We start from the raw sequence: 21,306 nt of genomic DNA on the forward strand, positions 1-21,306 counted from the left end.
ACTGCAAAAATAGGCACAAATTTCTTCTTTTATTATCGTTATAAAATGGCGAGATTATAGCAAATCAACCATTTTTGAGCAAAAATTTTATTTTATGCCATTTCTTGACAACAAAGTTTTATTTTTATAAAATGCCAAAACTTTCAAAAACTTCTTTTTGAAACCTAGAAATTCTGCAAAATTATCCCCGCATTTAAAGAGGAAATATGGAAAATAACCAAACCGAGCAAAGTGTTGCTCAAAACACAAAAACTACAAAAAAACATCAAGCATCAAGAACACACATACCAGTAGACGGACACAAGATTGAAGAGCTAAGAACGCTTAGCTTAGACGAGCTAGTACAGATCGCAAATAGCGTCGGTGTCGAAAATCCACGCGAATTTCGTAGGCAGGATTTGATATTTGAGATACTAAAAACCCAGACAAAACAAGGCGGCTTTATACTATTTACTGGAATTTTAGAGATCACAAACGAAGGTTATGGCTTTTTAAGGGCTGTTGATGCGAATTTAAGCGACAGCTCAAACGACGCATACGTTTCAAACTCACAGATCCGCAAATTTGCACTTCGTGTGGGCGACATCATCACAGGTCAAGTAAGAGAACCAAAAGATCAAGAAAAATACTATGCTCTTTTAAAGATCGAGGCGGTAAACTATATGCCTCTAGCAGACGCTAAAGAGAGGCCATTATTTGACAACCTAACCCCACTTTTCCCAACTGAAAAGCTAAATTTAGAATATGATCCGATGAAACTAACAGGCCGTGTGCTTGACCTTTTCACGCCTATCGGTAAAGGTCAGCGTGGCCTCATCGTCGCACCCCCAAGAAGCGGTAAAACTGAGCTTATGAAAGAACTAGCCCACGGCATCGCTAAAAATCACCCAGAAGCCCAGCTCATGGTACTTTTGGTTGATGAGAGACCAGAAGAAGTTACCGATATGCAGCGCTGCGTAAAAGGCGAGGTTTTTAGCTCGACATTTGATCTACCAGCGCTTAATCACGTCCGCGTAGCAGAGCTAGTCATCGAAAAAGCAAAACGTCTAGTTGAGATGGGCAAAGATGTCATCATCTTGCTTGACAGTATAACCCGTCTAGCGCGTGCCTACAACACAGTGACCCCACCAAGCGGTAAGGTGCTAACAGGCGGCGTGGACGCAAACGCACTTCACAAGCCAAAACGTTTCTTTGGCGCAGCCAGAAACATCGAACATGGCGGCTCTCTAACCATCATCGCAACCGCTCTTATCGACACTGGCTCACGCATGGATGAAGTTATATTTGAAGAGTTTAAAGGCACTGGAAACAGCGAGATAGTGCTTGACCGCAACATCTCAGACCGCAGAATTTACCCAGCTATCAACGTACTAAAATCAGGTACCAGAAAAGAAGAACTACTTCAAAAACCTGACGAGCTTCAAAAAATTTGGGCTATCCGCTCTGCGATTGCGACAATGGATGATGTTGAAGCGCTTAAATTCTTATACGCAAAAATGCTAAAAACAAAAGATAATAAAGAGCTTCTCTCTATCCTAAACGAGTAAATTTAAATGAGCTTGAAGCGCTTGCTTTGAGCTCAAATTTCTTCACTTAAAATATCCAGCTAAAAATATCTTAGAAATTTGAATTTTCTAGCTCTTGCAATTATAAAAGAGATTACGATTTTTAAACGATTATTTACTAAATTTTTCTATGTCTTGATTGATTAAATTTTCATATTCACAAAGCTCGTTGTAAGTCTTCTTGCTCTGCTCGATAAGCTCGTCAAATTTAAATCCAAGCATCACGATACGATAAAGGTTGGGCTTGTGTTTTCGCCAGTTGTAAAGCGTTGCGACATCAACGTCTAAATGATAAGCCATATCACGTTTTGTCATCTTAGCCACTTTACACTCCTTCTTTTTGAGTGATTTTATAAATTTTATTCTGATAAGAAAACAATTGAATTATTTTATGTTCTTTATTAATTTCATTGAATATTTAAACTTTATTTAATATAAGAAAATTTAAAATAGCCGCGTAACATTTTTTAAATAAGGAGTAAAAATGAAAAATGTAGTTTTAAAAGTTGCTTTAGGTTTAAGCCTAGCTAGTGCCGCTGCTTTAGCGCAAGGAGCGTTTGTGGGAGTTGAAGGAGATTATTCTTTTAATTCAAATTTAACAGCAAAAAGCGACAATGGCAAATCAAAAGCTAAAAAAGCACAACCAGGTCTTGGCATAAAAGCTGGTTATGACTTTGACGTAGCTAGAGTTTATGGAGCTTACATATATGACTTTCAAGCCAAAAAGTCACTTGGTGACGAAGATGGCACAATAATAAAATGGAAAACCCATAAATTTATAGTTGGGGCTGACTATACTCCAAGCGTAGCAAAAGATCTTAAACTAGTTCTTGGTGGCTACACTGGTTTTTCAAAGCTTAAAATGGATGTATTTGACACACATGATGGCTCTGAAAAAGGCAACTCAACTGGCTGGATACTAGGTGCGAAAGTTGGTGCAGAATACTCTATCAATGAAAACAATGCGGTTGAGTTTGGTTTAAAAGCTGATAGAACAAAATATCGCTCTATAGCAAAATATGATAATGCAAAAATAAAAGAGACAAACATCGGTCTCTATATGGGATATACATATAAATTTTAATCACTCACAAGCTCAAATTTCAAAGCAAATTTGAGCTTTTAACCAACTGCTCTACTTTTAAAATAAGCTATAAATTTTCTAAATTTTCGCCGTCTAAGCGGTAGGTTCTCCACTCAAGAGATTGATTTTTAGCGCCCATGCTCTCATAAAATTTGATGCTTGGCTCATTCCAGTTTAGGCAGCACCACTCAAGCCTTTTTAAATTTTCATCCTTGCAAATTTGAGCTAGAAATTTAAAAAAAGCCTTGCCGATGCCTTGATTTCTAAACTCTTTTTTGACGTAGATGTCCTCAAGATAGATCCCGCCAAGCCCCAAAAATGTAGAAAATGTGTAAAAATAGATAGCATATCCTATCGCCCTACTCTCACTCTCACAAACAAGGGCTTTTGCGTGATTTTTATTAAAGATGGAGTCTGCAAAAATTTCATTAGTAAAAGTGACTTGGTCACTCATCTTTTCATAGCTCGCAAGCTCTCTTACAAGCTCGCAGATCACGTCTATATCAGCTCTCGTTGCTTTTCTTATTTCAAATTTCATTAGTTATCACCAAAGAGTGCTTTTAGATCTTTAACCATTTCGCCATTTTCGCCGCTGCTGCTAGTTTTTGAGCCAAGCTCATTTAGCTCGATCTCATAGCCAGTTAGCATGCTTGCAAGGCGGATATTTATGCCATTTTTACCGATCGCCTTACTCTTTTGCTCGCTCGCAAGTGTCACGATCGCCTTGTTTTCTTCGATCTTTACTGATGTGATGATAGCAGGTGCCATAGCGCGAGCTACCAAGATCGCTGGCTCAGTGGTATATTCGATCGCATCGATGCTCTCACCATGAAGCTCTTTACTTACAGCATTTATCCTAACGCCCTTTGTGCCGACCGTTGCACCAACTGGATCGATGTTTGGAGTAGTTGAGATGAGCGCTACTTTAGCTCTTTCACCAGGAATTCTCGCACTTCCTTGAATGATAATGCCACCATCTTTTATCTCAGGTACCTCTGAAGTTAGTAGAGCTTCAAGAAATTTTGGCGAAGTCCTTGAAAGCTCGACCTTTATACCTAAATTTTTATCTGTAAAAACTTTTCTAATGACTGCTTTTACCACGTCACCCACTTTAAATTTCTCACCTTTTATGCGGTTTTTGCGTGGCAAGATGGCACGAAGCTCGTCTATCTCGATAAATGTGTTTTCGTCATTATCGACTCTGACAACTGGTCCAAAGACCATGTGACCGCTCATTTCATTATATTTTTGTAAAATTTTCTCTTCCACTAGGCGCTGGATGTGATACTCAAGCTCCTTGTGAAGTGTTTGGGCTGCGGTCCTTCCAAGGTTATCAAGACTTAGCTCGTAAGTGAGCTCATCTCCGATCTCTACGCCACTGTCTATCTTTTTAGCCTCTTTTAAGCTTAAAAAGTGCTCATTGTCTTCTTCAAGCCTCTCATCGTCGTTTGCTACGATTGAAATTTTTTGATAAAGCTTTAAATTTTTATTTGCATCGATACTCACATCATACTCATAATTTTCGCCATAAACTCTTTTTGCAGTGTTTATCAAAGCTCTTATAACGCGCTCTTTTACATCTTCTATCTCTAAATTTTTCTCATTTGCAATTGACTCGATGATATCTGAAATTCTTTCCATTTTTTCTCCATTGTAACGATAAATTTCGGGGATTTTTCGTGAGGTTTTGAAATTATACATAAGCCATACTTTTAATAACTTTAAGCTTATTATCAACTTTTATTTAATCCTTTTTTTATGATGTTTTGGATATATTGACCGATTAAAATTTAAGATTTTGAAAGGATTAAAAATGGAGCTAAAACTTGCAAGAGCCGAATTAGACGCAAAGCCAAAAACGATTTCACTAGAAAAAATAGAGGCAGCTGTCGAAAAAGAGGGTCAGAAAATTTTCTATTTTGATAAAGAAAACACACACAAACAACTAATCGCCTTAGTAGAGCATTTTGAAGAAAAAGGGCTAAGCGTCTATCACAGAACCGTAAAATACGGACTTGATGATAGCGACTACATGTATGAAGTGCATATACTTTAATGAGTAAAAAACTCTTTATCCAAACTCTAGGCTGTGCTATGAATGTTCGTGACAGCGAGCATATCATAGCTGAGCTCTCACAAAAAGAAGACTACTCCTTAACACAAAATATAGAAGAAGCTGATTTAATCCTTATAAATACTTGCTCGGTTCGTGAAAAGCCAGTTCATAAGCTCTTTAGCGAGGTCGGAGCCTTTGAAAAAGCCAAAAAAAGAGGAGCTAAAATAGGTGTTTGCGGTTGCACTGCAAGCCATTTGGGTAGCGAAATTTTTAAGCGCGCACCTTACGTTGACTTTGTCCTTGGCGCAAGAAATGTTAGTAAGATCACAAAGGCGGTAAATACGCCTAAATTTATCTCAACCGACATCAACCACGACGAGAGCGAATACGCATTTGGCGAGTTTAGAGGCTCACCATATAAAAGTCATATCAACATCTCGATCGGATGCGATAAAAAATGCACCTACTGCATCGTCCCACACACCAGAGGCGATGAAATTTCTATCCCTTCAAGCCTCATCTTAAAAGAGGTAGAAAAGGCTGCAAAAAGCGGTGCAAAAGAGATATTTTTACTAGGGCAAAATGTCAATAACTACGGCAAAAGATTTTCAGGCGTGCAAGAAAATATCGATTTTAGCGACCTGCTAGTAAAGATAAGCGAGATAGGTGGCGTTGAGAGGATAAGATTTACAAGCCCACACCCACTTCACATGGATGATAAATTTCTTGAAATTTTCACTAATAATCCAAAAATTTGTAAATCAATGCATATGCCGCTTCAAAGCGGAAACACCAAAGTTTTACGCGAGATGAAGCGCGGATACACAAAAGAGTGGTTTTTAGACCGCGCGCTAAGACTTAGAAAGATGTGCCCGGACGTGAGCATCTCAACTGATATCATCGTCGCATTTCCGGGCGAGAGTGATAGTGAATTTGAAGATACGATGGATGTGCTTGAGCAAGTTAGATTTGAGCAAATTTTTAGCTTTAAGTATTCACCTCGTCCGCTTACAAAGGCAGCTACTTTTACAAATCAAATAGATGACAAGACCGCTTCAGAAAGGCTTACTCGCCTACAAAATCGCCACAATGAAATTTTAGACGAGATCGTGGCGGCACAAAAAGATAAAATTTTTGATGTATATTTTGAAGAGCTAAGAGCAAATGGCGGCGTTGCTGGGCGAAGCTTTAATAACTTTTTAGTTCAAGTTGATGGAAGCGAAGAGCTTCTTGGCACTACACAAAAAATCAAGATCACAAACCCAAAACGAATGGTTTTGTATGGCGAGCTGCAAATTTAAAAATATCTTTGAAAAGCTCGCCACAAGCATTGGTGTCTTTTTCATCTATATTTTAATGTGGCTCATTTTCCTAACCTGCAAAAAGAGCTACACTCCAAATTTCTTACCACAAAATAGCTGCGTAGTCGTCTTTTGGCACGGCAGACTTAGCTTCATGAGCTTTGCTTACAGGCAGTGGTGGAGCAGACAAAATAGAAAACAAGGCAAAGTGATAATCAGCGACCACAAAGATGGCGAACTAATCACTAAAATAATCAAATTTTTTGGCATCGGTACCATTAGGGGTAGTAGCTCAAAAGGCGGCGCAAGGGCGCTTATAGAAGCCTTAAGAGAAATAAAGCAAGGCCACGACGTCATCATTACGCCAGATGGCCCAAGAGGACCAAGACACAGCGTAGCAGACGGAGCCGCGGCAATCGCACAAAAGTCATCTTGCGAAATTTATGCTCTAAATTTTGAAGCAAACTCATTTTGGGAGTTTAAAAGCTGGGACAAGATGATACTTCCAAAGCCATTTTCAACTATAAATTTTAGCCTCTCAGCTCCTTTTAGTGTGGAAAATTTGGAGCAAAAAGAGGCAAAAGAAAAGATACAAAATGAGCTTTGGCAAGCCTCACAAAATGACGGCGGAAAGAGCATTTTGCAAAACCAAGAGGATTTTAGATCAAATTTAAAAATTTGGTGGAAAAAGTACGCACATAAAAATCCGCAAATAAGCGATGAGATAAAAGAAATTTTGGACGAAATTTATGAAAAATAAACTATCTATTTTTATAGCCATCTTTCTAATTGTTTTATTTGGACTATTTTTTTATAGCGACAACTCCTACAAGCTCGCCCTTGAAGCAAAATTTTTATACGAAAACAAAGAATATGAAAAAGCCTTGAATTTAAGCCAAAAAGCACTTGATATAGATATTTATAACAAAATGGCAAATACTGTACTAAACCAAAGCAAGGCTGCTATCAAATTTAGCTCATACATAAAAAACGGCAAAGAGTATCTTGAGCGTATCAAAAAAATGAGCCAAAGTAGCGTAAGCAAGGCTGATAGCGAACGCATTAAGATGATGTGTGATGTGATGATAGAGGATTTTGACGACCTTAAAAACTCGGCCCTACTTGATAATGAACTAAAAAATGAAGCTTTAAATACAAAAGAGATTTTCGTTAAACTTAAAAACGAGCTGTTTTAAACTTATTTAATCCCTTTTTAGCTACCATAACGAAAATTATGCACTAAATTTAGGAGATTTATGTCTTTTAGCGTCAAAAAGCTTTTTTCTAACCTTTTTTTAAGCGTCGTGTTGGAGGGCAATGAGTGCATATTTTTCGGTCAGGTCTTTAGAAATGGCAAACTTTTAAAAACTATAAACGCTAAATTTGCAGATATAAATATCGATAATATTGATGAAAAAATCATAAAATACATAGAAGAGCAAGAAAAAACATATTTTGGCGTATATGTCTCAGTTTTTTTTAACGACGACTCGCAAGGCGCGCTTCCTAGTGTTAGCTTCAATGAATACAAAAAATTTAATATAAATACTAAAAATCTTACAAGCCTTATCATGCAGGATAGCTGGAGTATTTATGCAAATTTAAATGCTATAAAAAAATATAAAAATTTATTTGGACAAGATAGTGTAGATCTCATCTACTCACCTATTGCCCTACTCTTTCACGAGCTTTTAAAACGCGGAATTTCTCCAAAAACTACACTTTATCTTTATATCCATGCACATTCGTTTACGCTTGCGATCTTTAAAGATAAACAAATGAAGTTATCCACTTTTTTAAATATGTCTGGCATTGAGGAAACCAACCAAGAAGCTGAAAGCCTAAAAGAAGAAGATATAACAGATATTGACAACTTAATCATTAAAGAAGAAAATGACGCAACATCGCTTGATGATTTTAAAAGTTTAGATGATTTTTTAAGTGATGATAAGCCAAAAGAATTTGAAGATCTAAATTATGAACTAAATATGCCAGCTTCTACAAATGTAGAAAAATCGGTTGCTATTTTTGGGTATGACATGAAGATGTTTGATTACATCGTAAAGGCTGTAAGAGAATTTTACGAAAATCCTCTCTACAGCGGTGATTTTATTGAGCAAATCATTGTTTTTGAAAATACGAAAACAAGTGCAACCTTTTTACAATATCTGCAATCCGAGCTTTTAGTGGAGACTTCGGTGTATCCAGTGAATACAAATCATATTATGAATGAAATCATGCAAGAAGAGATAATATTATGAGATTTAGCTTTATTGCCCAAGAGCCAAGACCACTTATATCTATCTTTAGCAAAATTTGGCTAAGCCTTATAAGCTTTGTGTTTGTAGCTCTTTTGGCAGCAAATTTCTTTATACTCTATAAAAATTATTCAATTGAAAAAAATATAAATTTTTTATCAAATAAGCAAAAAGAACTTAGTCGAAAAATAGTCACAACAGATGAAATTTCAGCTAAGCTCGCCGTACAAATAGAATCTGCAAATGATATTTTCACATCAAATTCTATTCTCAAGCAAAGCTTGCACAATCTTTTTGATCTAGTGCCTGACAGTATAACGCTCGAAGAGGTTTTTATGGATAAAAACTCACTCATCATTCGTGGCATAACGCCGACAAAAGATGTATTTAACCAGCTTCTAGCTTCACCTTTAAGATCTATTTTTACAACTTCAAATACTAGCTTTTATCAAAGTAAAAACGGCTGGTATGGCTTTATAAGTACAAATAAAATTGATAATTCTGAGGGATATAATGAGTAAAAAAGATACGAGCTTAGAAAAAATAGATCCCGTCAAGCTTTTACTTTTTATATTTGCTTTTATCGTAGTTTGTTTCATTATGATATTTGGTTTTATCGTGCCAAATATAAAAGAATTTAAAAGCCTAACTAGGCAAAATTATTCACAGACCTCATCTTATACAAAAGTAAAAAATGAATTTGAAGCCAAATTTAAAGCCCTTGAAGCAACTAAACAAAAAGATGGAGCTATCATTTCAGCTTTTGAGACTAAATTTGATAAAGATAAATTTATAGAATTTGCCTCCAAATTTTTCAGTGAAGTAAGCCTTAGTAAAATAGAAGAAAGTGATAATAACGCTAGTGAAAAATTTTTTAGATTTCGCCTAAATGTAACTAGCTCTCTAAGGACACCACAAAAATTTTATGACTTTTTAGATGCGCTTAGCAGCTATGACAGTATCGTAAAGACTGAATTTCCTATCGTCATGAAAGGCGAAAAGGATAAAATCCATACTACTTTTAATATAAAAGTTTTTGGGTTGAAGTAAAATTTTAGATTTCATTTAATAAAAAGCTACAAATAGATAGCATTTCTCTCAAGTTCTTAGTTGTAGAAATTATATTTTTATAGACATAAATTTATGTATTTCATCGGTATTGATATAAGCTGAACATCTACAAAAGTAGCAATACTAGATAATCAAGATAATTTTTGTGATCTATTTTTTTTGTTATCAAGTAGTTTTAGTGCCATAAAAATAGTACGCGATATAAAAGAAATTTTAGAACAAAAAGGCTATCAATATGCTTCAATCGTAGCTACTGAATATGGAAGAGTAAGTGTAGAAGCGGGTGTAGTAGTTTTTGAAAACCGTACAGGAACTAAAAATTTAAAAATAATATGAGTACACAAGGCGACCTTGTAGAAAATATCGCCAAACATTACATAAAGATGTCCCTCTTCAGTAATGTACAAAAACGACGCAAGATCTGATGCTATCAAAAAATTTGTAGATGAATATAAAGTAGATGGTGCAATAGATATCGTTTTAAGTGGCTGTCACACTTATGCAATAAAAACAAACAAGATAAAAGAAGCAGCAAAGAAGCTGGTGTAAGCTATATGAGTCTTGAAACTGACTACTCCAAACAAGATGTATGTTGGCCAGATCTGTACACGCTTGGAGGCATTTTTAGAATTTCTCAATTAAAATATAAAATTTTAAAAGGCTCAAGAAAGAGCCTTTGTTGATTTGTTACGAATTTTTAGAACAGTATTTTGACTAGTATTACTTTTTATCCACACATTTGCCAAGTTGGCAGGCTCTTTTGTAAAGTGCGTCTGCCTTTGTTTCATCGCCGCTTAGCTTTGCAAGCAAAAAGCACGACTGAGCATACTCAAGTTCGCAACTCTTTGCCAAAAGCCTTAGCACTCTAGACTCAGCCTTGGCTCTATCTATCTTATGAGTCTTTAAATTTTCGCTTTCGATGTAGGATTTTAGCCCCATAGCCTCATTATAGCAGCCAACGCCGTCGCCGCTATCACAAGCTAGTTTATAAAGCTTTAGAGCTTTTTCCATATCTTTTTGCTCATCAATCAGCCCTTGCTCATAAATTTGACCTAAATTTGAACAAGCCGTCGCAAGCCCAGCATTGCAAGCTTTTTCGTAGTAGCCTTTTGCTTTTACAAAGTCCTTTTCGTTGCTAAAATTTACAGCTAGGTTGTTACAGTCGATGCTATTTCCACCCTCGCAGTTTTGCATCATCTTCTCTTTTTCAAGCTCAAGACGCTCTGCCCTAGCCTCTTCATCACTTTGCCAAAAGCCAAAGCTTACCATCTTTTGCCAAGACCAGCAACCACTAAGCATAAAGCCCATAGCCAAAATAAGACCAAAATTTAAGACCTTTTTCACTTACATTCCTAGCTTTGTGCCTAGTCTTTTCATCTGTGGGCATGCCTTGCTTAGCCCACGAAAGCAAGCGACTTTATAAATTCCATAAGCCCTTTTTTCGTCTTTATTGACACCAAGACCAAGCTCATACATCGCTCCGATATTGGCGCAACTTGGCAAATCGCCAGCATTGCATGCATTTGTATAAGCTTGCATTGCTAAGTAATAATCTCTCTTAACGATTTCGCCTTTTCTATAAGCATTGCCTAAGTGATAGCAAGCTTGCATGCCTCCGCCATTACAACTTTCTTTATAAATAGAAATTGCCTTTTTTGGATTTTTTTTAACTCCGAGTCCAAGCTCATAAAGAGTGCCCAAATTTGCACAACCGACTTGTACTTTAGCATCGCAAGCTTTTTTATAATTTGTTAAAGCATTTTCATATTCTTTTAAAAGCTCGTAATTTACACCCAAATCGTTGCAAGCTTCCGCATCGCCTTCTTCGCATTTTGGTATTAAAATTTCGATCGCATTTCTTGAAATTTGCTCTTTATTTTGCACTATTTTTTCATCCTTTGGTTGCTGCCACGAATCATCTTGTTTTTGTCCTACACCAATCACATTTAAGCAGCCAGTGAAAAATAAAGCCGATAAAAGCAATAAATATTTTTTCATTCTTTTCCTTTTAAAATTGTCCAAACAAGTCATTTAGTGCTTCACTGATACTTGGATGAGTGAAAATTTGATTTTTAAAGAAATTTGCATTTGCTTTTAAATTCATTGCAATTGCGATTTCATTTATCAGCTCATTTGCATAGATGCAGTGAAAGCTAGCACCCAAAATTTCGCCGCTTTGTGCATCAACGATAGCTTTTAGCATACCTACATCGTGATTTAGGACTTTTGCGCCTGGTACTGTTGCCATGCTAAGCTTTAGCTCTTTAAAATTTAGCCCAAGCTTGCTAGCCTCTTTTGCATTTACTCCAACTCTTGCTAATGGAGTGTCGGTAAATAGCACATTTGCATGAATACTTCTATTTTTGGTATTTCTCTTTTTATCACCAAAAATTTGTGAATAAACTATCCTAAAATCATCCAAGCTCGTGTAAGTAAAAAGCTCTCCGCCGCGCACGTCGCCTACCGCATAGATGTTTGGCATATTTGTTTGAAGATTTTCATTTGTCTTTATAAAGCCTTTTTCATTTAGCTCAACTCCAGCAGCTTTTAAATTTAAATCATCCACATTTGCCACTCTGCCAAGCGCGAGCAAAAATGCATCAGCTCTAAGGCATCTTTGCTCGCCATTTTGCTTGAAATTTAATACATTTTCTTTAATGCACTCTATCTCGCAACCCTCTAAAATTTCAACGCCTTGGACTCTAAGAGCTTCTTTTACGCTATTAGCTATATCATCATCTTCGTTTTTAAGTAGTTTTGAACGCCCTATGATAGTCACTTTTGAGCCAAAATTTGCAAACATCGATGCAAACTCTATACCGATAAAACCACTACCGATAATGACAAAATGCTTTGGTAAATTTTTTAGATCAAGCAAAGTTTGGCTTGAAAATACATTTGAGCTTACAACCTCAAAAGGAGCATCTACTTCTTTTGAGCCACTATTTATAATGATAAAGTCGCCCTCTATTATCTTTTTCTCGCCGCTTGGCGTTGTTACAAGTACACTATTTTCACTAGCAAATGAGCCAACACCATCGATCACATCGATATTTTCTTTATCATTTAGCATTGCATAGTTTTTAGCATTCAAAGCTGAGATTAGCTTATTTTTATTTTCCACGCTAAGCGTGTAATATTCGCTTTCAACGCTATTATTTACAAATTTTGCCTCTTTAGCGGCTGTTATTAGACGTTTGGTTGGTATGCAGCCAACATTTATGCAAGTGCCTCCGTACATCTTTGGTGATCTCTCTACAAGAGCCACTTTTTTGCCAAGTGCGGCAGCCTTAACCGCTAGCGTTTTGCCAGCCTTTCCAAAACCAATAATTACAATATCATATTTCATTTTCAGTCCCTTATCTTTCCCATTACATAGTAAGTTGTTTCATTTATCTTTTTTAGCTCCATTTTATATTTATTAGCCCAGTTTTTTATAATCTCATCAACTCGCTCTTTTATTTCATTAACGGTAGCTACATTTTTTATCTTTAGTCTATCTTCACTTCCACTCATCGCCACAAAACAAAGGTGCGGCTTTAAATGATCGTTTAGTTCAATTATACTCTTTGGCAAAAGACCATCAGTATTGTTTAAAATTCTACACATTTGAGCAGTGGTCGTTTCATTGACGTTATAGCCAAGCTGGATTAAAAGTGCATTATGATCCATATCGTTCCTTTTGCTTAAAATTTGCGGGCATTATAAGATAAAATTGGATAAAATCGCCTAAATTTTCAAGGACAAATATGAAAAAATTTATCATTTTTGTGTTTAGTGTTTTGCTATTTTGGGGATGTTCGTTAGATCAAATTTCACAAAATTTTGGCCTCAGTGAGCCACCACTTGATCCAGAGGTCGAGCAAATAGCAGACGCCATCTATCTATACAATGAAGGCAACTATCCAAAGGCTTGTAAGAGATTTTATGATTATGCAAAAGATGGAAATGTTCTAGCCATGCAGCAAACTGGCATTTGTTTTCGTGATGGCAAAGGCTTTAGCAAAGATATCTTAAGAGCACTTTTTTGGTTTGAAACAGCTGGCAGATACGGCAATATAGACGGGCTAAGAAGTGCTGGATATATCTACGAGTACGGCCTTGGGGTCAATAAAAATTTAGAAAAAGCAATATATTTTTACGAAAAAGCCACAAGCCTTGGCTCAAGCGAGGCCAGCTACGATCTGGGGCTTATCTATCTGGGCAAAAATGACTATAAAAAAGCGAGAATTTATCTTGATGAAGCTTGCTTTAAAGGTAAAGAAGAAGCTTGCACAAAGCTAAAAGAGATGAAATTTTAGCTCTCATCTCTTTTTATAAATTTATTACGCCTCAGCCTTTTGAGCGATCAAGACGCCCTCTATCATCTTTTTGATATCTCCATCAAGTATCGCATCAGTTTGCGAGTATGCCTCGCCACTGCGGTTGTCTTTTACCTGCTGATATGGGAAAAGCACGTATGATCTTATCTGGTGTCCCCAGCCGATCTCGCTCTTTTCCACGCTGTTGCTCGCCTCTTGCTGCTTCATCAGCTCAAGCTCGTAAAGACGAGATTTTAACATTTTCATCGCTGTAGCTCTATTTTTGTGCTGGCTACGGTCGTTTTGGCACTGCACGACGATACCAGTTGGTATATGTGTGATGCGGATGGCAGATTCAGTCTTATTTACGTGCTGACCGCCTGCGCCACTGGCTCTATAAGTGTCTATCTTTAGATCTTTTTCCTCGATCTCGATCTCTATGTCATCATCTACTTCAGGGCTTACCATAACGCTTGAAAAGCTTGTATGACGGCGCCCTGCACTATCAAATGGACTTGTGCGAACGAGCCTGTGGATACCATTTTCTGCTTTAAAATATCCATAGGCATTTTCACCTTTTACGATAAAGCTCACGTCTTTTAGTCCAGCCTCATCGCCCTCTTGAAAGTCAAGAGTCTCGACTTTAAAGCCCTCGCGCTCGCAAAATCTAAGATACATCCTATAAAGCATGCTCGCCCAGTCGTTACTCTCAGTGCCGCCAGCTCCAGGATGGATCGATACGATCGCATTTTTGCCGTCATCCTCGCCACTTAAAAGCATAGAAATTTCAAGATTTACTATCTTTTCATCTAAATTTTTAGCGTCATCAAAAAGAGAATTTATAGTCTCCTCGTCATTTTCAGAATTTGCTAGCTCAAAAAGCTCCTTCGCATCGCTTACTGCCTGATTAGCGTCGTTAAATTTTGCAAGCATATTTGAAATTTTTGTCTTTTCTTTATTTAGCGCCCCTGCTCTTGCGATATCTTGCCAAAAATCAGGATCTTGCTCAGTAGCCTCGATCTCTTTTAGTCTAGCCTTGATCTCTTCAGGCTTTACGATAGAGCCTATATTTTCAACTTTTGTTTGTAGCTTCTTTAAAAGCTCGTTGTATTCGTAACTATCCAAGTTTTTCTCCAAAATTTTTTGCCGATTTTAGCCAAAAGTTGCTTACATTTTTAAATTTACGCCCTTTTAATCCTTTTTTGTTAAAATGCCAAGTTAAAATTTCAAACAAAAAGAGTCAAAAATGCAAATCATAAGAACTATAAAAGAACTTCAAAATTTCGTCTCTAGCACAAGCTCAAAGATCGGTTTTGTGCCAACCATGGGCGCACTTCATGACGGACATGTTAGCCTTATCAAAAAATGCGTGAGCGAAAATGAGATAAGTATCGTCTCAACATTCGTTAATCCAACTCAATTTTTACCAGGCGAAGATCTGGACAAATACCCAAGAAACGAACAAAACGACATTAAAATTTGCGAGCAAAATGGCGTTAGCGCTATTTTTATCCCAGATGCTAATGAGCTTTACTTTGAAGATGAGCCTCTAATCATCGCTCCAAAGAAATTTTCAGCTATCTTAGAGGGCAAAACTAGGCCAGGCCACTTTGATGGCGTCTTAAGAGTGCTAAATAAGCTATTTCGACTAACTCGTGCAAATAGCGTCTATATGGGCAAAAAAGATACACAACAATTAATCATCGTGCAAAACATGATAAAGACATTTTTTCTTAATACCAGCCTAGTGGCTTGCGATATCGTTAGAGAGCCGGACGGACTTGCACTTTCAAGTAGAAATGTCTATATCTGCGACGAAGATAAATGTAATGCTCTAAGGCTTTCAAGATCGCTAAATAAAGCACAAAATTTGATCCAAAACGGCGAGGAAGACACAAGTGAGATCAAAACAAAGATGCTTGAAGTGTTAGAGCCATTAAAGGTTGATTATGTCGCCATTACGGATAGAAATTTAAATGAAATTTCCAAAATAGAAAAAAATAACACCATCATTTTAGTAGCAGCTTACGTTGGTAAAACTAGGCTAATAGACAACATCTGGATCTAAAAATGCCAAAACTTCACTTAATTTCACTTGGCTGTAACAAAAATTTAGTTGATTCTGAGATCATGCTTGGTAGACTGCAAAACTACGATATCACGGATGATATCAGCGATGCTGACGTCATCATCGTAAATACCTGCGGCTTTATAAAATCTGCCAAAGAAGAGAGTATCCAAACCATACTTGAAATGCACGAAGCCCGCAAAAATGGCTCTTTGCTGGTAGTGACTGGCTGTCTTATGCAGCGCTACAAAGACGAGCTTATGAAAGAGCTGCCTGAAGTTGATCTCTTTACTGGTGTGGCCGACTACGACAAGATAGATGAGATCATCTTGAAAAAGCAAAATTTATTTAGTCCGCAAACTTATCTGCAAGCAAATGAAGAGCGTGTGATAACTGGCTCAAACTACCACGCCTACATCAAAATTTCAGAGGGCTGCAACCAAAAGTGTAGCTTTTGCGCGATACCGACATTTAAAGGCAAGCTAAAATCGCGCTCGCTTGAAAACATCATAAATGAGGTCAAAAATCTAGTCAAAAAAGGCTACTACGACTTTAGCTTTTTATCCCAAGACTCAAGCTCATATATGCGCGATCACGGTATTAGCGACGGGCTTATAAATTTAATAGATGAGATAGAAAAGATAAAAGGCGTAAGGAGTGCTAGGATACTTTACCTCTACCCAAGCACGACCAGCAAGGAGCTAATTGAACGTATCATCGCTTCGCCTGTCTTTCACAACTACTTCGACATGCCCATCCAACACATCAGCGAAGACATGCTAAAGATAATGAAGCGTGGAAGCGGTGCTAAAAAGATAAAAGAGCTTTTAAATTTGATGAGAAATGCCGAGAATTCATTCTTACGAACTGGTGTCATCGTGGGACACCCGGGCGAGAGCGAGGATGATTTTGAGGAGCTTTGCAAGTTTTTAGAAGAGTTTAAATTTGATAGAATTTCCGCCTTTGCCTACTCGAAAGAAGAAGACACTGCCTCTTTTGAAATGGAGCAAATCCCAGCTAAAATCATCTCAAAAAGACTAAATAAGATAGAAAAGATCACTAAAAAAGCGATAAATGAGAGCTTGCAAAAAGAGCTTGGTAAGCAAATTTATGCTTCTCTTGAGGGCGAAAGTAGCGAGGGAGAGATGTTTTACGCGGCCAAAAAAGATATCTGGGATAAAGATATAGACGGCGAAATTTTAATCAACGAAAGCGACTTAAAAGAGCTTGAGATCGGCTCGCTCTATCTTTGCGAAGCAAGCGACGTGGTCGATCAAAAGCTAATCGCACGAATCATCAAAAAAGTAAAATGATAAGCAAAAATGTGCGAGAAAAGCTAAACTTAGGTGCAAACCTGCTTGCATTCTCGCACGGTATAGACAGCACTGCACTTTTTTATATTTTAGAAGAGGCTGGGATCAAATTTGATCTAGCGATGGTTGATTACAATGTTCGAGAGCAAAGTAAAAGCGAGATAAAAAGTGCAAAAGAGCTCGCAGATAAATTTGGTAAAAAAATTTATACCAAAAGCGTTTTTTTAGATAAGTCAAATTTTGAAAAAAACGCGCGCGAGGTAAGATATGAGTTTTTTGGAGAGATTTGCCAAAAATTTGGCTACGAAAATTTAATCCTAGCTCATCAGTTTGACGATAAATTTGAGTGGTTTTTGATGCAGCTTAGTAAGGGTGCTGGACTAAAAGAGCTCTTTGGCATGAGTGAGCTTGAAAAAAGAAAGCACTTCTGGCTAGTTAGGCCGCTTTTAAATTTACGCAAAAAAGAGCTTCAAAGCTATCTTGACGAGAGAAATTTACACTATTTTATCGATGAGACAAATTTAAAAGGTGAGTTTAAAAGAAGCTTCATGAGGCTAAATTTTAGTGAGCCATTTTTAGATAATTATTTTAATGGCGTAAAAAAAAGCTTTGAGTTTTTAGAAGCCGATAGACAAATTTTAATGCCAAATATCACAAAAATAAGTAATGAAATTTTTATCATAAAAAATGATAGCAACGTTGTGCGAGGTGTCGATATGGCGGCAAAAGAGCTAAACGTGCTTCTAAGCAAAGCTCAAAAAGATGAGCTAAGTGCAAATTTAGCAAAGCAAACAAGCGTGGTGCTAAGTGGCAAGATCGCTGTCGGATACGCAGATGCTTACCTTCTAGTAACTCCATTTTGTAAAGCCATAATGCCAAAAATTTTTAAAGAGAAGGCTAGAATTTTAAAAATTCCAGCTATAAATAGAGGCTATCTTTTTGCTATAAATTTTGATTTATCAAAATTAAATTCTAATAAATATTGAAAGATTTGGCTTTTGCCTGAAACACTCAAAACAAAAGCCAAGATTAATTAAAATAAGCTATTTACGCTTTCATTGTGATATACACGGCGTATCACTTCACCAAATAAAGAAGCCGCACTTAGCACTTTTATACAAGGTAGCTCCTCTGCTAAAGGTATCGTATCTGTTACCACTAGCTCATCTAAAAAGCCTAGTCTTAGCCTATCGTAAGCTGGCCCACTAAGGACTGGGTGCGTACAAAACGCCATAACGCTAGTTGCGCCACGCTCTTTAAAAATTTCAGCTGCTTTTACGATCGTGCCAGCTGTATCGATCATATCATCAACCAAAATCACATCTTTGCCATTTACGTCGCCAATTATATTCATCACTTCGCTCTCGTTTGCTTTTTCGCGGCGTTTATCAACAATAACCATGTCAAGATTTAGATTTTTAGCCAAGGCTCTAGCACGAGCCACGCCGCCTACATCAGGGCTTGCAACGATTGGATTTGGTAGATTTTTAGCTCTTACGTAGTCATTAAAAATGATGCTTCCATAAAGGTTATCAACCGGAATATCAAAGAATCCTTGAATTTGTCCTGCGTGAAGATCCATAGTGACGACTCTATCGATACCTGCTGTTTGCATCATGTTTGCCACTAGCTTTGCAGTGATCGGCACTCTAGGAGCTGCTTTTCTATCTTGTCTAGCGTAGCCAAAATACGGCACAATCGCTGTTATAGAGCTTGCACTACTGCGTCTTAAAGCGTCAGTTAAAATAAGTAGTTCCATTAAATTTGTATTTGTCGGTGCACATGTTGGCTGAATGACAAAAACATCTTTTCCGCGCACGCTCTCGCCGATTTGCACGCTGATCTCTCCATCGCTAAATCTTTTTATGCTTGCCTCGCTAAGAGGAAGTGAAAGATATTGCGAAATTTTCTTTGAAAGCTCAATATTGGCCGTTCCTGAGAAAATTTTATAGCCTCTCATAATGATAACCCTTTTAGTGATTTTTATGTTGGGATTTTATCAAAACGAGCTTTAATTTAAATTTATTCTTTTTAGGACTATTTTCTAGCCCTAGTTTAATTCTTATCACCACAATCAAAAATTTGAGCTTTGATTTTACAAACCTTAAAATTTAAACAAGTATAAAAAATATAAGATAACTAAGAATATTTTTTTATTTATAAACATTATAGGACTACAATCACAACATGTTTAAAGCTTATAGAATTTATGATTTTATCAAAGATGATAGTTTGGATATGAAGGCGGCTTTTGTTGATAGACTCTATCCAAGAGGCATAAGAAAAGAGATATTTTCAAATTTCCTTTGGTTAAAAGATATCACACCAAGCACTGCTTTAAGAGAGTGGTTTCATGAAGATAGAGAAGCCAGATTTGATGAGTTTTGTGAGAAATTTGAGCTCGAGCTTGATAATGAAAAAGCGCAATCTTGCTTTAAAATGCTAAAAAAACTAGAAAAAGAGCATGGCGATATAGCACTTCTAACAGCTAGCAAAGATATAAATCTTTGCCATATCGTTGTGTTATTAAAAATTTTAAATAAGTAGTTTGCCAGCCTATTTTGCAAGAGTGCCAAGTATCTTTTCAAACTGTACACCATACCATGTGCGGCTCTTATCTTTTAGCGTGATTTTAATGCTGCTAAGCACAAAGTTTGCTGCCTTTTTGATGGCATTTTGCATGCTTTCGCCATTTACTAGTGAGCCAAAAAGCACAGAAGCAAATATATCTCCAGTTCCACTCGTGTGAAATGGCAAAAATTCGTGAAAATACTCTACCTTCTCTTTTGTCTTTGTGTCGTAAGCTATGATGCCACATTCATTTTGCTTGTATCTAATGCCCTTTAGCACAATCTTTCTAACTCCAAAGCTAGCTAAGCCTTCAAGCAACTCTAAAATATAATCTTGCTTATAGTCACTGCCTAAAAACGGCATCCCGCACATAAAGCTTGCTTCAGTTATATTTGGCGTGATGACGTGAGCCTTTGTGCAAAGCTCACGCATTTTCATAACAAATTTTTCATCAAATCCATGGTAGAGCTTGCCATTGTCGCCCATGCAAGGATCTACAAGTATTAGTGAAGAGTCATTAAACTCATTAAAAATTTTCTCTATCAGCTCAAGCTGACTAAAGCTACCTAAAAATCCGGTATAAATTCCATCAAATGCGATATTTTCTTTGTGCCATACTCGTGTTATTGCGTCAAATTCATCAGTCAGATCACGAAATGTGAAATTTTTAAAGCCAGTATGAGTCGAAAGTAGCGCAGTAGGCAATATGCACGCCTCAATGCCTTGAGCGCTAATTATTGGAAGTGCAACGGTAAGGGAACATTTACCAACGCACGAGATATCTTGTATTGTAAGGATTCTTTTCATTTATGCTCTTAGTTTGTAAAATTTTACCCCAGCAACATCGGCTAGATAAACCACATCTTGTTGCAAGAGCTTGTTTAAAATTTGCTTTGAGTGCTCTGAGAAATTTTCTTCAACATTTGCGATAGTTTGCGGACGACGCCTTAGCATTTCTAAAATTTCTTCCTCACTAAAGTTATACTTTTGCTCTATTTTGTGAGCTTTAGCTATATTAACCGGTACGCCACTTATCTGCTTGGCTAGCTCCTCTAGTTTTTTGGCGTCTACACCCTTTACATTATAAGCTGGTGGGCGATCTATCGTGCCAATATCCACTCGGTGCGGAGCTATCTCATTTATCGCTGTATTTAGAGCTATAAATTCCTCTTCTTTGTCGTTAAATCCAGTCACAACCAAAATTTCAAGCACAAGCTCGCCCTTAAATTCCTTGCAAAATTTAGCCATCGCTTTTATGAGCTCGCTAACTTCTATACCGCTTTTGTTGCGGTCTATCTTTTTAAATGTGCTTTGCACCGCGCTATCAAGGCTAAATTTCACTATATCAAGCCCATTTAGCGCTTCACAAATTTTTGGATCACACACGCCTGAGCCATTACTCAAAATGAGTGTTTTTGCGCCACCTTTTAGCTCATTTACTTTTGCTATCAGCTCTTTTAAGTACGGGTAAAGAGTTGGTTCACCATTTGCTGTAAGAGTGATGACGTCGATGTTTTGATGAGTTTTTAATGCTTCTTTTAAATCGTTTATGATCTCGTCAACACTTGGCGGATTTTCTATCGAATTGACTGTTTTTGCGCCACTTAGCTCGCAATAAACACAGTCAAAATTACATGATTTTTGCTTTGGGCTTAGATCGATGCCAAGGCTCATGCCAAAACGGCGAGAATTTATCGGTCCAAAGACGATGCAAGGCT

Annotated in this window: 25 protein-coding genes and 1 pseudogene; 15 read left to right on the forward strand and 11 right to left on the reverse strand. The window is 37.1% G+C overall.

Annotation, left to right across the window (positions count from 1 at the left end; translation table 11 throughout):
• Positions 1 to 206: 206 nt before the first annotated feature.
• Entirely contained in the window at positions 207 to 1,547 is a 1,341-nt protein-coding gene (rho, locus tag CVT05_RS02885; protein ID WP_107697776.1) for a transcription termination factor Rho, read from the forward strand.
• Positions 1,548 to 1,676: 129 nt separating this feature from the next.
• Here the strand turns inward: rho and CVT05_RS02890 are convergent, their stop codons facing one another.
• Positions 1,677 to 1,889, reverse strand: a complete 213-nt coding sequence (locus tag CVT05_RS02890; protein ID WP_107697777.1) for a transcriptional regulator — start codon at positions 1,887 to 1,889, stop codon at positions 1,677 to 1,679.
• 160 nt (positions 1,890 to 2,049) lie between these two features.
• Here CVT05_RS02890 and CVT05_RS02895 point away from each other — a divergent pair, with 160 nt between their 5' ends.
• On the forward strand, positions 2,050 to 2,649 hold the full coding sequence (locus CVT05_RS02895) for an outer membrane beta-barrel protein (protein ID WP_107697778.1): 600 nt from the start codon (positions 2,050 to 2,052) through the stop codon (positions 2,647 to 2,649).
• A gap of 67 nt (positions 2,650 to 2,716) precedes the next feature.
• Here CVT05_RS02895 and CVT05_RS02900 read toward each other — a convergent pair whose 3' ends face one another.
• Together CVT05_RS02900 and nusA are read right to left on the reverse strand one after the other, a co-directional pair.
• A complete protein-coding gene (locus CVT05_RS02900; RefSeq protein ID WP_107697779.1) occupies positions 2,717 to 3,187 on the reverse strand; it encodes a GNAT family N-acetyltransferase in 471 nt (156 codons plus the stop codon).
• Positions 3,187 to 4,290, reverse strand: coding sequence for a transcription termination factor NusA (gene nusA / locus CVT05_RS02905; protein ID WP_085657417.1), 1,104 nt, complete (start codon positions 4,288 to 4,290; stop codon positions 3,187 to 3,189). Before nusA ends, CVT05_RS02900 begins: the two co-directional genes overlap by 1 nt.
• A gap of 172 nt (positions 4,291 to 4,462) precedes the next feature.
• Between nusA and CVT05_RS02910 the strand changes: the two genes are divergently transcribed.
• From CVT05_RS02910 to CVT05_RS09450, 8 genes and pseudogenes are all read left to right on the forward strand, one after another.
• Positions 4,463 to 4,705 (forward strand): HP0268 family nuclease, encoded by a 243-nt coding sequence (locus tag CVT05_RS02910; protein WP_002941786.1) that lies wholly within the window; start codon positions 4,463 to 4,465, stop codon positions 4,703 to 4,705.
• Entirely contained in the window at positions 4,705 to 6,006 is a 1,302-nt protein-coding gene (gene miaB, locus CVT05_RS02915; RefSeq protein WP_107697780.1) for a tRNA (N6-isopentenyl adenosine(37)-C2)-methylthiotransferase MiaB, read from the forward strand. The genes CVT05_RS02910 and miaB overlap by 1 nt, the downstream gene beginning before the upstream one ends.
• Positions 5,987 to 6,766: a lysophospholipid acyltransferase family protein gene (locus CVT05_RS02920; protein ID WP_107697781.1), complete on the forward strand. Its 780-nt coding sequence runs from the start codon at positions 5,987 to 5,989 to the stop codon at positions 6,764 to 6,766. The genes miaB and CVT05_RS02920 overlap by 20 nt, the downstream gene beginning before the upstream one ends.
• Positions 6,756 to 7,202, forward strand: coding sequence for a hypothetical protein (locus CVT05_RS02925; RefSeq protein WP_103582729.1), 447 nt, complete (start codon positions 6,756 to 6,758; stop codon positions 7,200 to 7,202). The genes CVT05_RS02920 and CVT05_RS02925 overlap by 11 nt, the downstream gene beginning before the upstream one ends.
• A 60-nt stretch (positions 7,203 to 7,262) precedes the next feature.
• Positions 7,263 to 8,267, forward strand: a complete 1,005-nt coding sequence (locus tag CVT05_RS02930; protein WP_107697782.1) for a hypothetical protein — start codon at positions 7,263 to 7,265, stop codon at positions 8,265 to 8,267.
• Entirely contained in the window at positions 8,264 to 8,785 is a 522-nt protein-coding gene (locus CVT05_RS02935; RefSeq protein ID WP_107697783.1) for a hypothetical protein, read from the forward strand. The genes CVT05_RS02930 and CVT05_RS02935 overlap by 4 nt, the downstream gene beginning before the upstream one ends.
• Entirely contained in the window at positions 8,778 to 9,314 is a 537-nt protein-coding gene (locus CVT05_RS02940) for a hypothetical protein (protein WP_087580004.1), read from the forward strand. The genes CVT05_RS02935 and CVT05_RS02940 overlap by 8 nt, the downstream gene beginning before the upstream one ends.
• A gap of 417 nt (positions 9,315 to 9,731) precedes the next feature.
• Positions 9,732 to 9,884, forward strand: a pseudogene (locus CVT05_RS09450) (2-hydroxyacyl-CoA dehydratase family protein); the annotation flags it as partial.
• Positions 9,885 to 10,055: 171 nt separating this feature from the next.
• On the opposite strand, the gene CVT05_RS02955 reads toward CVT05_RS09450, so the two are convergent.
• Genes CVT05_RS02955 through CVT05_RS02970 form a run of 4 tightly spaced genes read right to left on the reverse strand, consistent with a single transcriptional unit; the run spans position 10,056 to position 13,007 of the window.
• Positions 10,056 to 10,679 (reverse strand): tetratricopeptide repeat protein, encoded by a 624-nt coding sequence (locus CVT05_RS02955; RefSeq protein ID WP_107697784.1) that lies wholly within the window; start codon positions 10,677 to 10,679, stop codon positions 10,056 to 10,058.
• Entirely contained in the window at positions 10,680 to 11,333 is a 654-nt protein-coding gene (locus tag CVT05_RS02960) for a tetratricopeptide repeat protein (RefSeq protein ID WP_021090816.1), read from the reverse strand.
• Positions 11,334 to 11,343: 10 nt separating this feature from the next.
• Positions 11,344 to 12,684, reverse strand: coding sequence for a dihydrolipoyl dehydrogenase family protein (locus CVT05_RS02965; protein WP_107697785.1), 1,341 nt, complete (start codon positions 12,682 to 12,684; stop codon positions 11,344 to 11,346).
• A gap of 2 nt (positions 12,685 to 12,686) precedes the next feature.
• On the reverse strand, positions 12,687 to 13,007 hold the full coding sequence (locus CVT05_RS02970) for a hypothetical protein (protein ID WP_021090811.1): 321 nt from the start codon (positions 13,005 to 13,007) through the stop codon (positions 12,687 to 12,689).
• Between the two features lie 77 nt (positions 13,008 to 13,084).
• Here CVT05_RS02970 and CVT05_RS02980 point away from each other — a divergent pair, with 77 nt between their 5' ends.
• Positions 13,085 to 13,636 carry a tetratricopeptide repeat protein gene (locus CVT05_RS02980; RefSeq protein WP_087578743.1) on the forward strand — a complete coding sequence of 184 codons (552 nt, stop codon included), beginning with the start codon at positions 13,085 to 13,087 and terminating at the stop codon, positions 13,634 to 13,636.
• Positions 13,637 to 13,660: 24 nt separating this feature from the next.
• Here the strand turns inward: CVT05_RS02980 and prfB are convergent, their stop codons facing one another.
• Positions 13,661 to 14,761 (reverse strand): peptide chain release factor 2, encoded by a 1,101-nt coding sequence (gene prfB, locus CVT05_RS02985; RefSeq protein WP_107697786.1) that lies wholly within the window; start codon positions 14,759 to 14,761, stop codon positions 13,661 to 13,663.
• Positions 14,762 to 14,882: 121 nt separating this feature from the next.
• On the opposite strand from prfB, the gene panC reads away from it, so the two are divergent.
• Genes panC through tilS form a run of 3 tightly spaced genes read left to right on the forward strand, consistent with a single transcriptional unit; the run spans position 14,883 to position 18,003 of the window.
• Complete coding sequence (gene panC, locus CVT05_RS02990) at positions 14,883 to 15,704, forward strand: pantoate--beta-alanine ligase (protein WP_054196548.1); 822 nt, start codon at positions 14,883 to 14,885, stop codon at positions 15,702 to 15,704.
• Between the two features lie 2 nt (positions 15,705 to 15,706).
• Entirely contained in the window at positions 15,707 to 17,017 is a 1,311-nt protein-coding gene (rimO, locus tag CVT05_RS02995; RefSeq protein WP_107697787.1) for a 30S ribosomal protein S12 methylthiotransferase RimO, read from the forward strand.
• A complete protein-coding gene (gene tilS, locus CVT05_RS03000; RefSeq protein WP_107697788.1) occupies positions 17,014 to 18,003 on the forward strand; it encodes a tRNA lysidine(34) synthetase TilS in 990 nt (329 codons plus the stop codon). The genes rimO and tilS overlap by 4 nt, the downstream gene beginning before the upstream one ends.
• A gap of 47 nt (positions 18,004 to 18,050) precedes the next feature.
• On the opposite strand, the gene CVT05_RS03005 is transcribed toward tilS, so the two are convergent.
• Positions 18,051 to 18,977, reverse strand: a complete 927-nt coding sequence (locus CVT05_RS03005; protein ID WP_072594149.1) for a ribose-phosphate pyrophosphokinase — start codon at positions 18,975 to 18,977, stop codon at positions 18,051 to 18,053.
• A gap of 227 nt (positions 18,978 to 19,204) precedes the next feature.
• Between CVT05_RS03005 and CVT05_RS03010 the strand changes: the two genes are divergently transcribed.
• A complete protein-coding gene (locus CVT05_RS03010) occupies positions 19,205 to 19,564 on the forward strand; it encodes a DUF488 domain-containing protein (protein ID WP_087579994.1) in 360 nt (119 codons plus the stop codon).
• Positions 19,565 to 19,573: 9 nt separating this feature from the next.
• Here the strand turns inward: CVT05_RS03010 and CVT05_RS03015 are convergent, their stop codons facing one another.
• Together CVT05_RS03015 and CVT05_RS03020 are read right to left on the reverse strand one after the other, a co-directional pair.
• Positions 19,574 to 20,395, reverse strand: a complete 822-nt coding sequence (locus CVT05_RS03015; protein ID WP_107697789.1) for a pyridoxamine kinase — start codon at positions 20,393 to 20,395, stop codon at positions 19,574 to 19,576.
• Positions 20,396 to 21,262 carry a radical SAM protein gene (locus tag CVT05_RS03020; RefSeq protein ID WP_107697859.1) on the reverse strand — a complete coding sequence of 289 codons (867 nt, stop codon included), beginning with the start codon at positions 21,260 to 21,262 and terminating at the stop codon, positions 20,396 to 20,398. It lies immediately after the preceding gene.
• Between the last annotated feature and the right edge of the window lie 44 nt (positions 21,263 to 21,306).

Origin of the sequence: Campylobacter concisus (assembly GCF_003049705.1) — a bacterium.
GTDB lineage: Bacteria > Campylobacterota > Campylobacteria > Campylobacterales > Campylobacteraceae > Campylobacter_A > Campylobacter_A concisus_AR.

Coding starts and splice junctions, on each gene's coding strand:
- rho (WP_107697776.1), top strand. CDS start 207: ATGGAAAATAACCAAACCGAGCAAAGTGTTGCTCAAAACACAAAAACT.
- CVT05_RS02895 (WP_107697778.1), top strand. CDS start 2,050: ATGAAAAATGTAGTTTTAAAAGTTGCTTTAGGTTTAAGCCTAGCTAGT.
- CVT05_RS02900 (WP_107697779.1), bottom strand. CDS start 3,187: ATGAAATTTGAAATAAGAAAAGCAACGAGAGCTGATATAGACGTGATC.
- nusA (WP_085657417.1), bottom strand. CDS start 4,290: ATGGAAAGAATTTCAGATATCATCGAGTCAATTGCAAATGAGAAAAAT.
- CVT05_RS02910 (WP_002941786.1), top strand. CDS start 4,463: ATGGAGCTAAAACTTGCAAGAGCCGAATTAGACGCAAAGCCAAAAACG.
- miaB (WP_107697780.1), top strand. CDS start 4,705: ATGAGTAAAAAACTCTTTATCCAAACTCTAGGCTGTGCTATGAATGTT.
- CVT05_RS02920 (WP_107697781.1), top strand. CDS start 5,987: ATGGCGAGCTGCAAATTTAAAAATATCTTTGAAAAGCTCGCCACAAGC.
- CVT05_RS02925 (WP_103582729.1), top strand. CDS start 6,756: ATGAAAAATAAACTATCTATTTTTATAGCCATCTTTCTAATTGTTTTA.
- CVT05_RS02930 (WP_107697782.1), top strand. CDS start 7,263: ATGTCTTTTAGCGTCAAAAAGCTTTTTTCTAACCTTTTTTTAAGCGTC.
- CVT05_RS02935 (WP_107697783.1), top strand. CDS start 8,264: ATGAGATTTAGCTTTATTGCCCAAGAGCCAAGACCACTTATATCTATC.
- CVT05_RS02940 (WP_087580004.1), top strand. CDS start 8,778: ATGAGTAAAAAAGATACGAGCTTAGAAAAAATAGATCCCGTCAAGCTT.
- CVT05_RS02960 (WP_021090816.1), bottom strand. CDS start 11,333: ATGAAAAAATATTTATTGCTTTTATCGGCTTTATTTTTCACTGGCTGC.
- CVT05_RS02965 (WP_107697785.1), bottom strand. CDS start 12,684: ATGAAATATGATATTGTAATTATTGGTTTTGGAAAGGCTGGCAAAACG.
- CVT05_RS02970 (WP_021090811.1), bottom strand. CDS start 13,007: ATGGATCATAATGCACTTTTAATCCAGCTTGGCTATAACGTCAATGAA.
- CVT05_RS02980 (WP_087578743.1), top strand. CDS start 13,085: ATGAAAAAATTTATCATTTTTGTGTTTAGTGTTTTGCTATTTTGGGGA.
- panC (WP_054196548.1), top strand. CDS start 14,883: ATGCAAATCATAAGAACTATAAAAGAACTTCAAAATTTCGTCTCTAGC.
- rimO (WP_107697787.1), top strand. CDS start 15,707: ATGCCAAAACTTCACTTAATTTCACTTGGCTGTAACAAAAATTTAGTT.
- tilS (WP_107697788.1), top strand. CDS start 17,014: ATGATAAGCAAAAATGTGCGAGAAAAGCTAAACTTAGGTGCAAACCTG.
- CVT05_RS03005 (WP_072594149.1), bottom strand. CDS start 18,977: ATGAGAGGCTATAAAATTTTCTCAGGAACGGCCAATATTGAGCTTTCA.
- CVT05_RS03010 (WP_087579994.1), top strand. CDS start 19,205: ATGTTTAAAGCTTATAGAATTTATGATTTTATCAAAGATGATAGTTTG.
- CVT05_RS03015 (WP_107697789.1), bottom strand. CDS start 20,395: ATGAAAAGAATCCTTACAATACAAGATATCTCGTGCGTTGGTAAATGT.
- CVT05_RS03020 (WP_107697859.1), bottom strand. CDS start 21,262: ATGAGCCTTGGCATCGATCTAAGCCCAAAGCAAAAATCATGTAATTTT.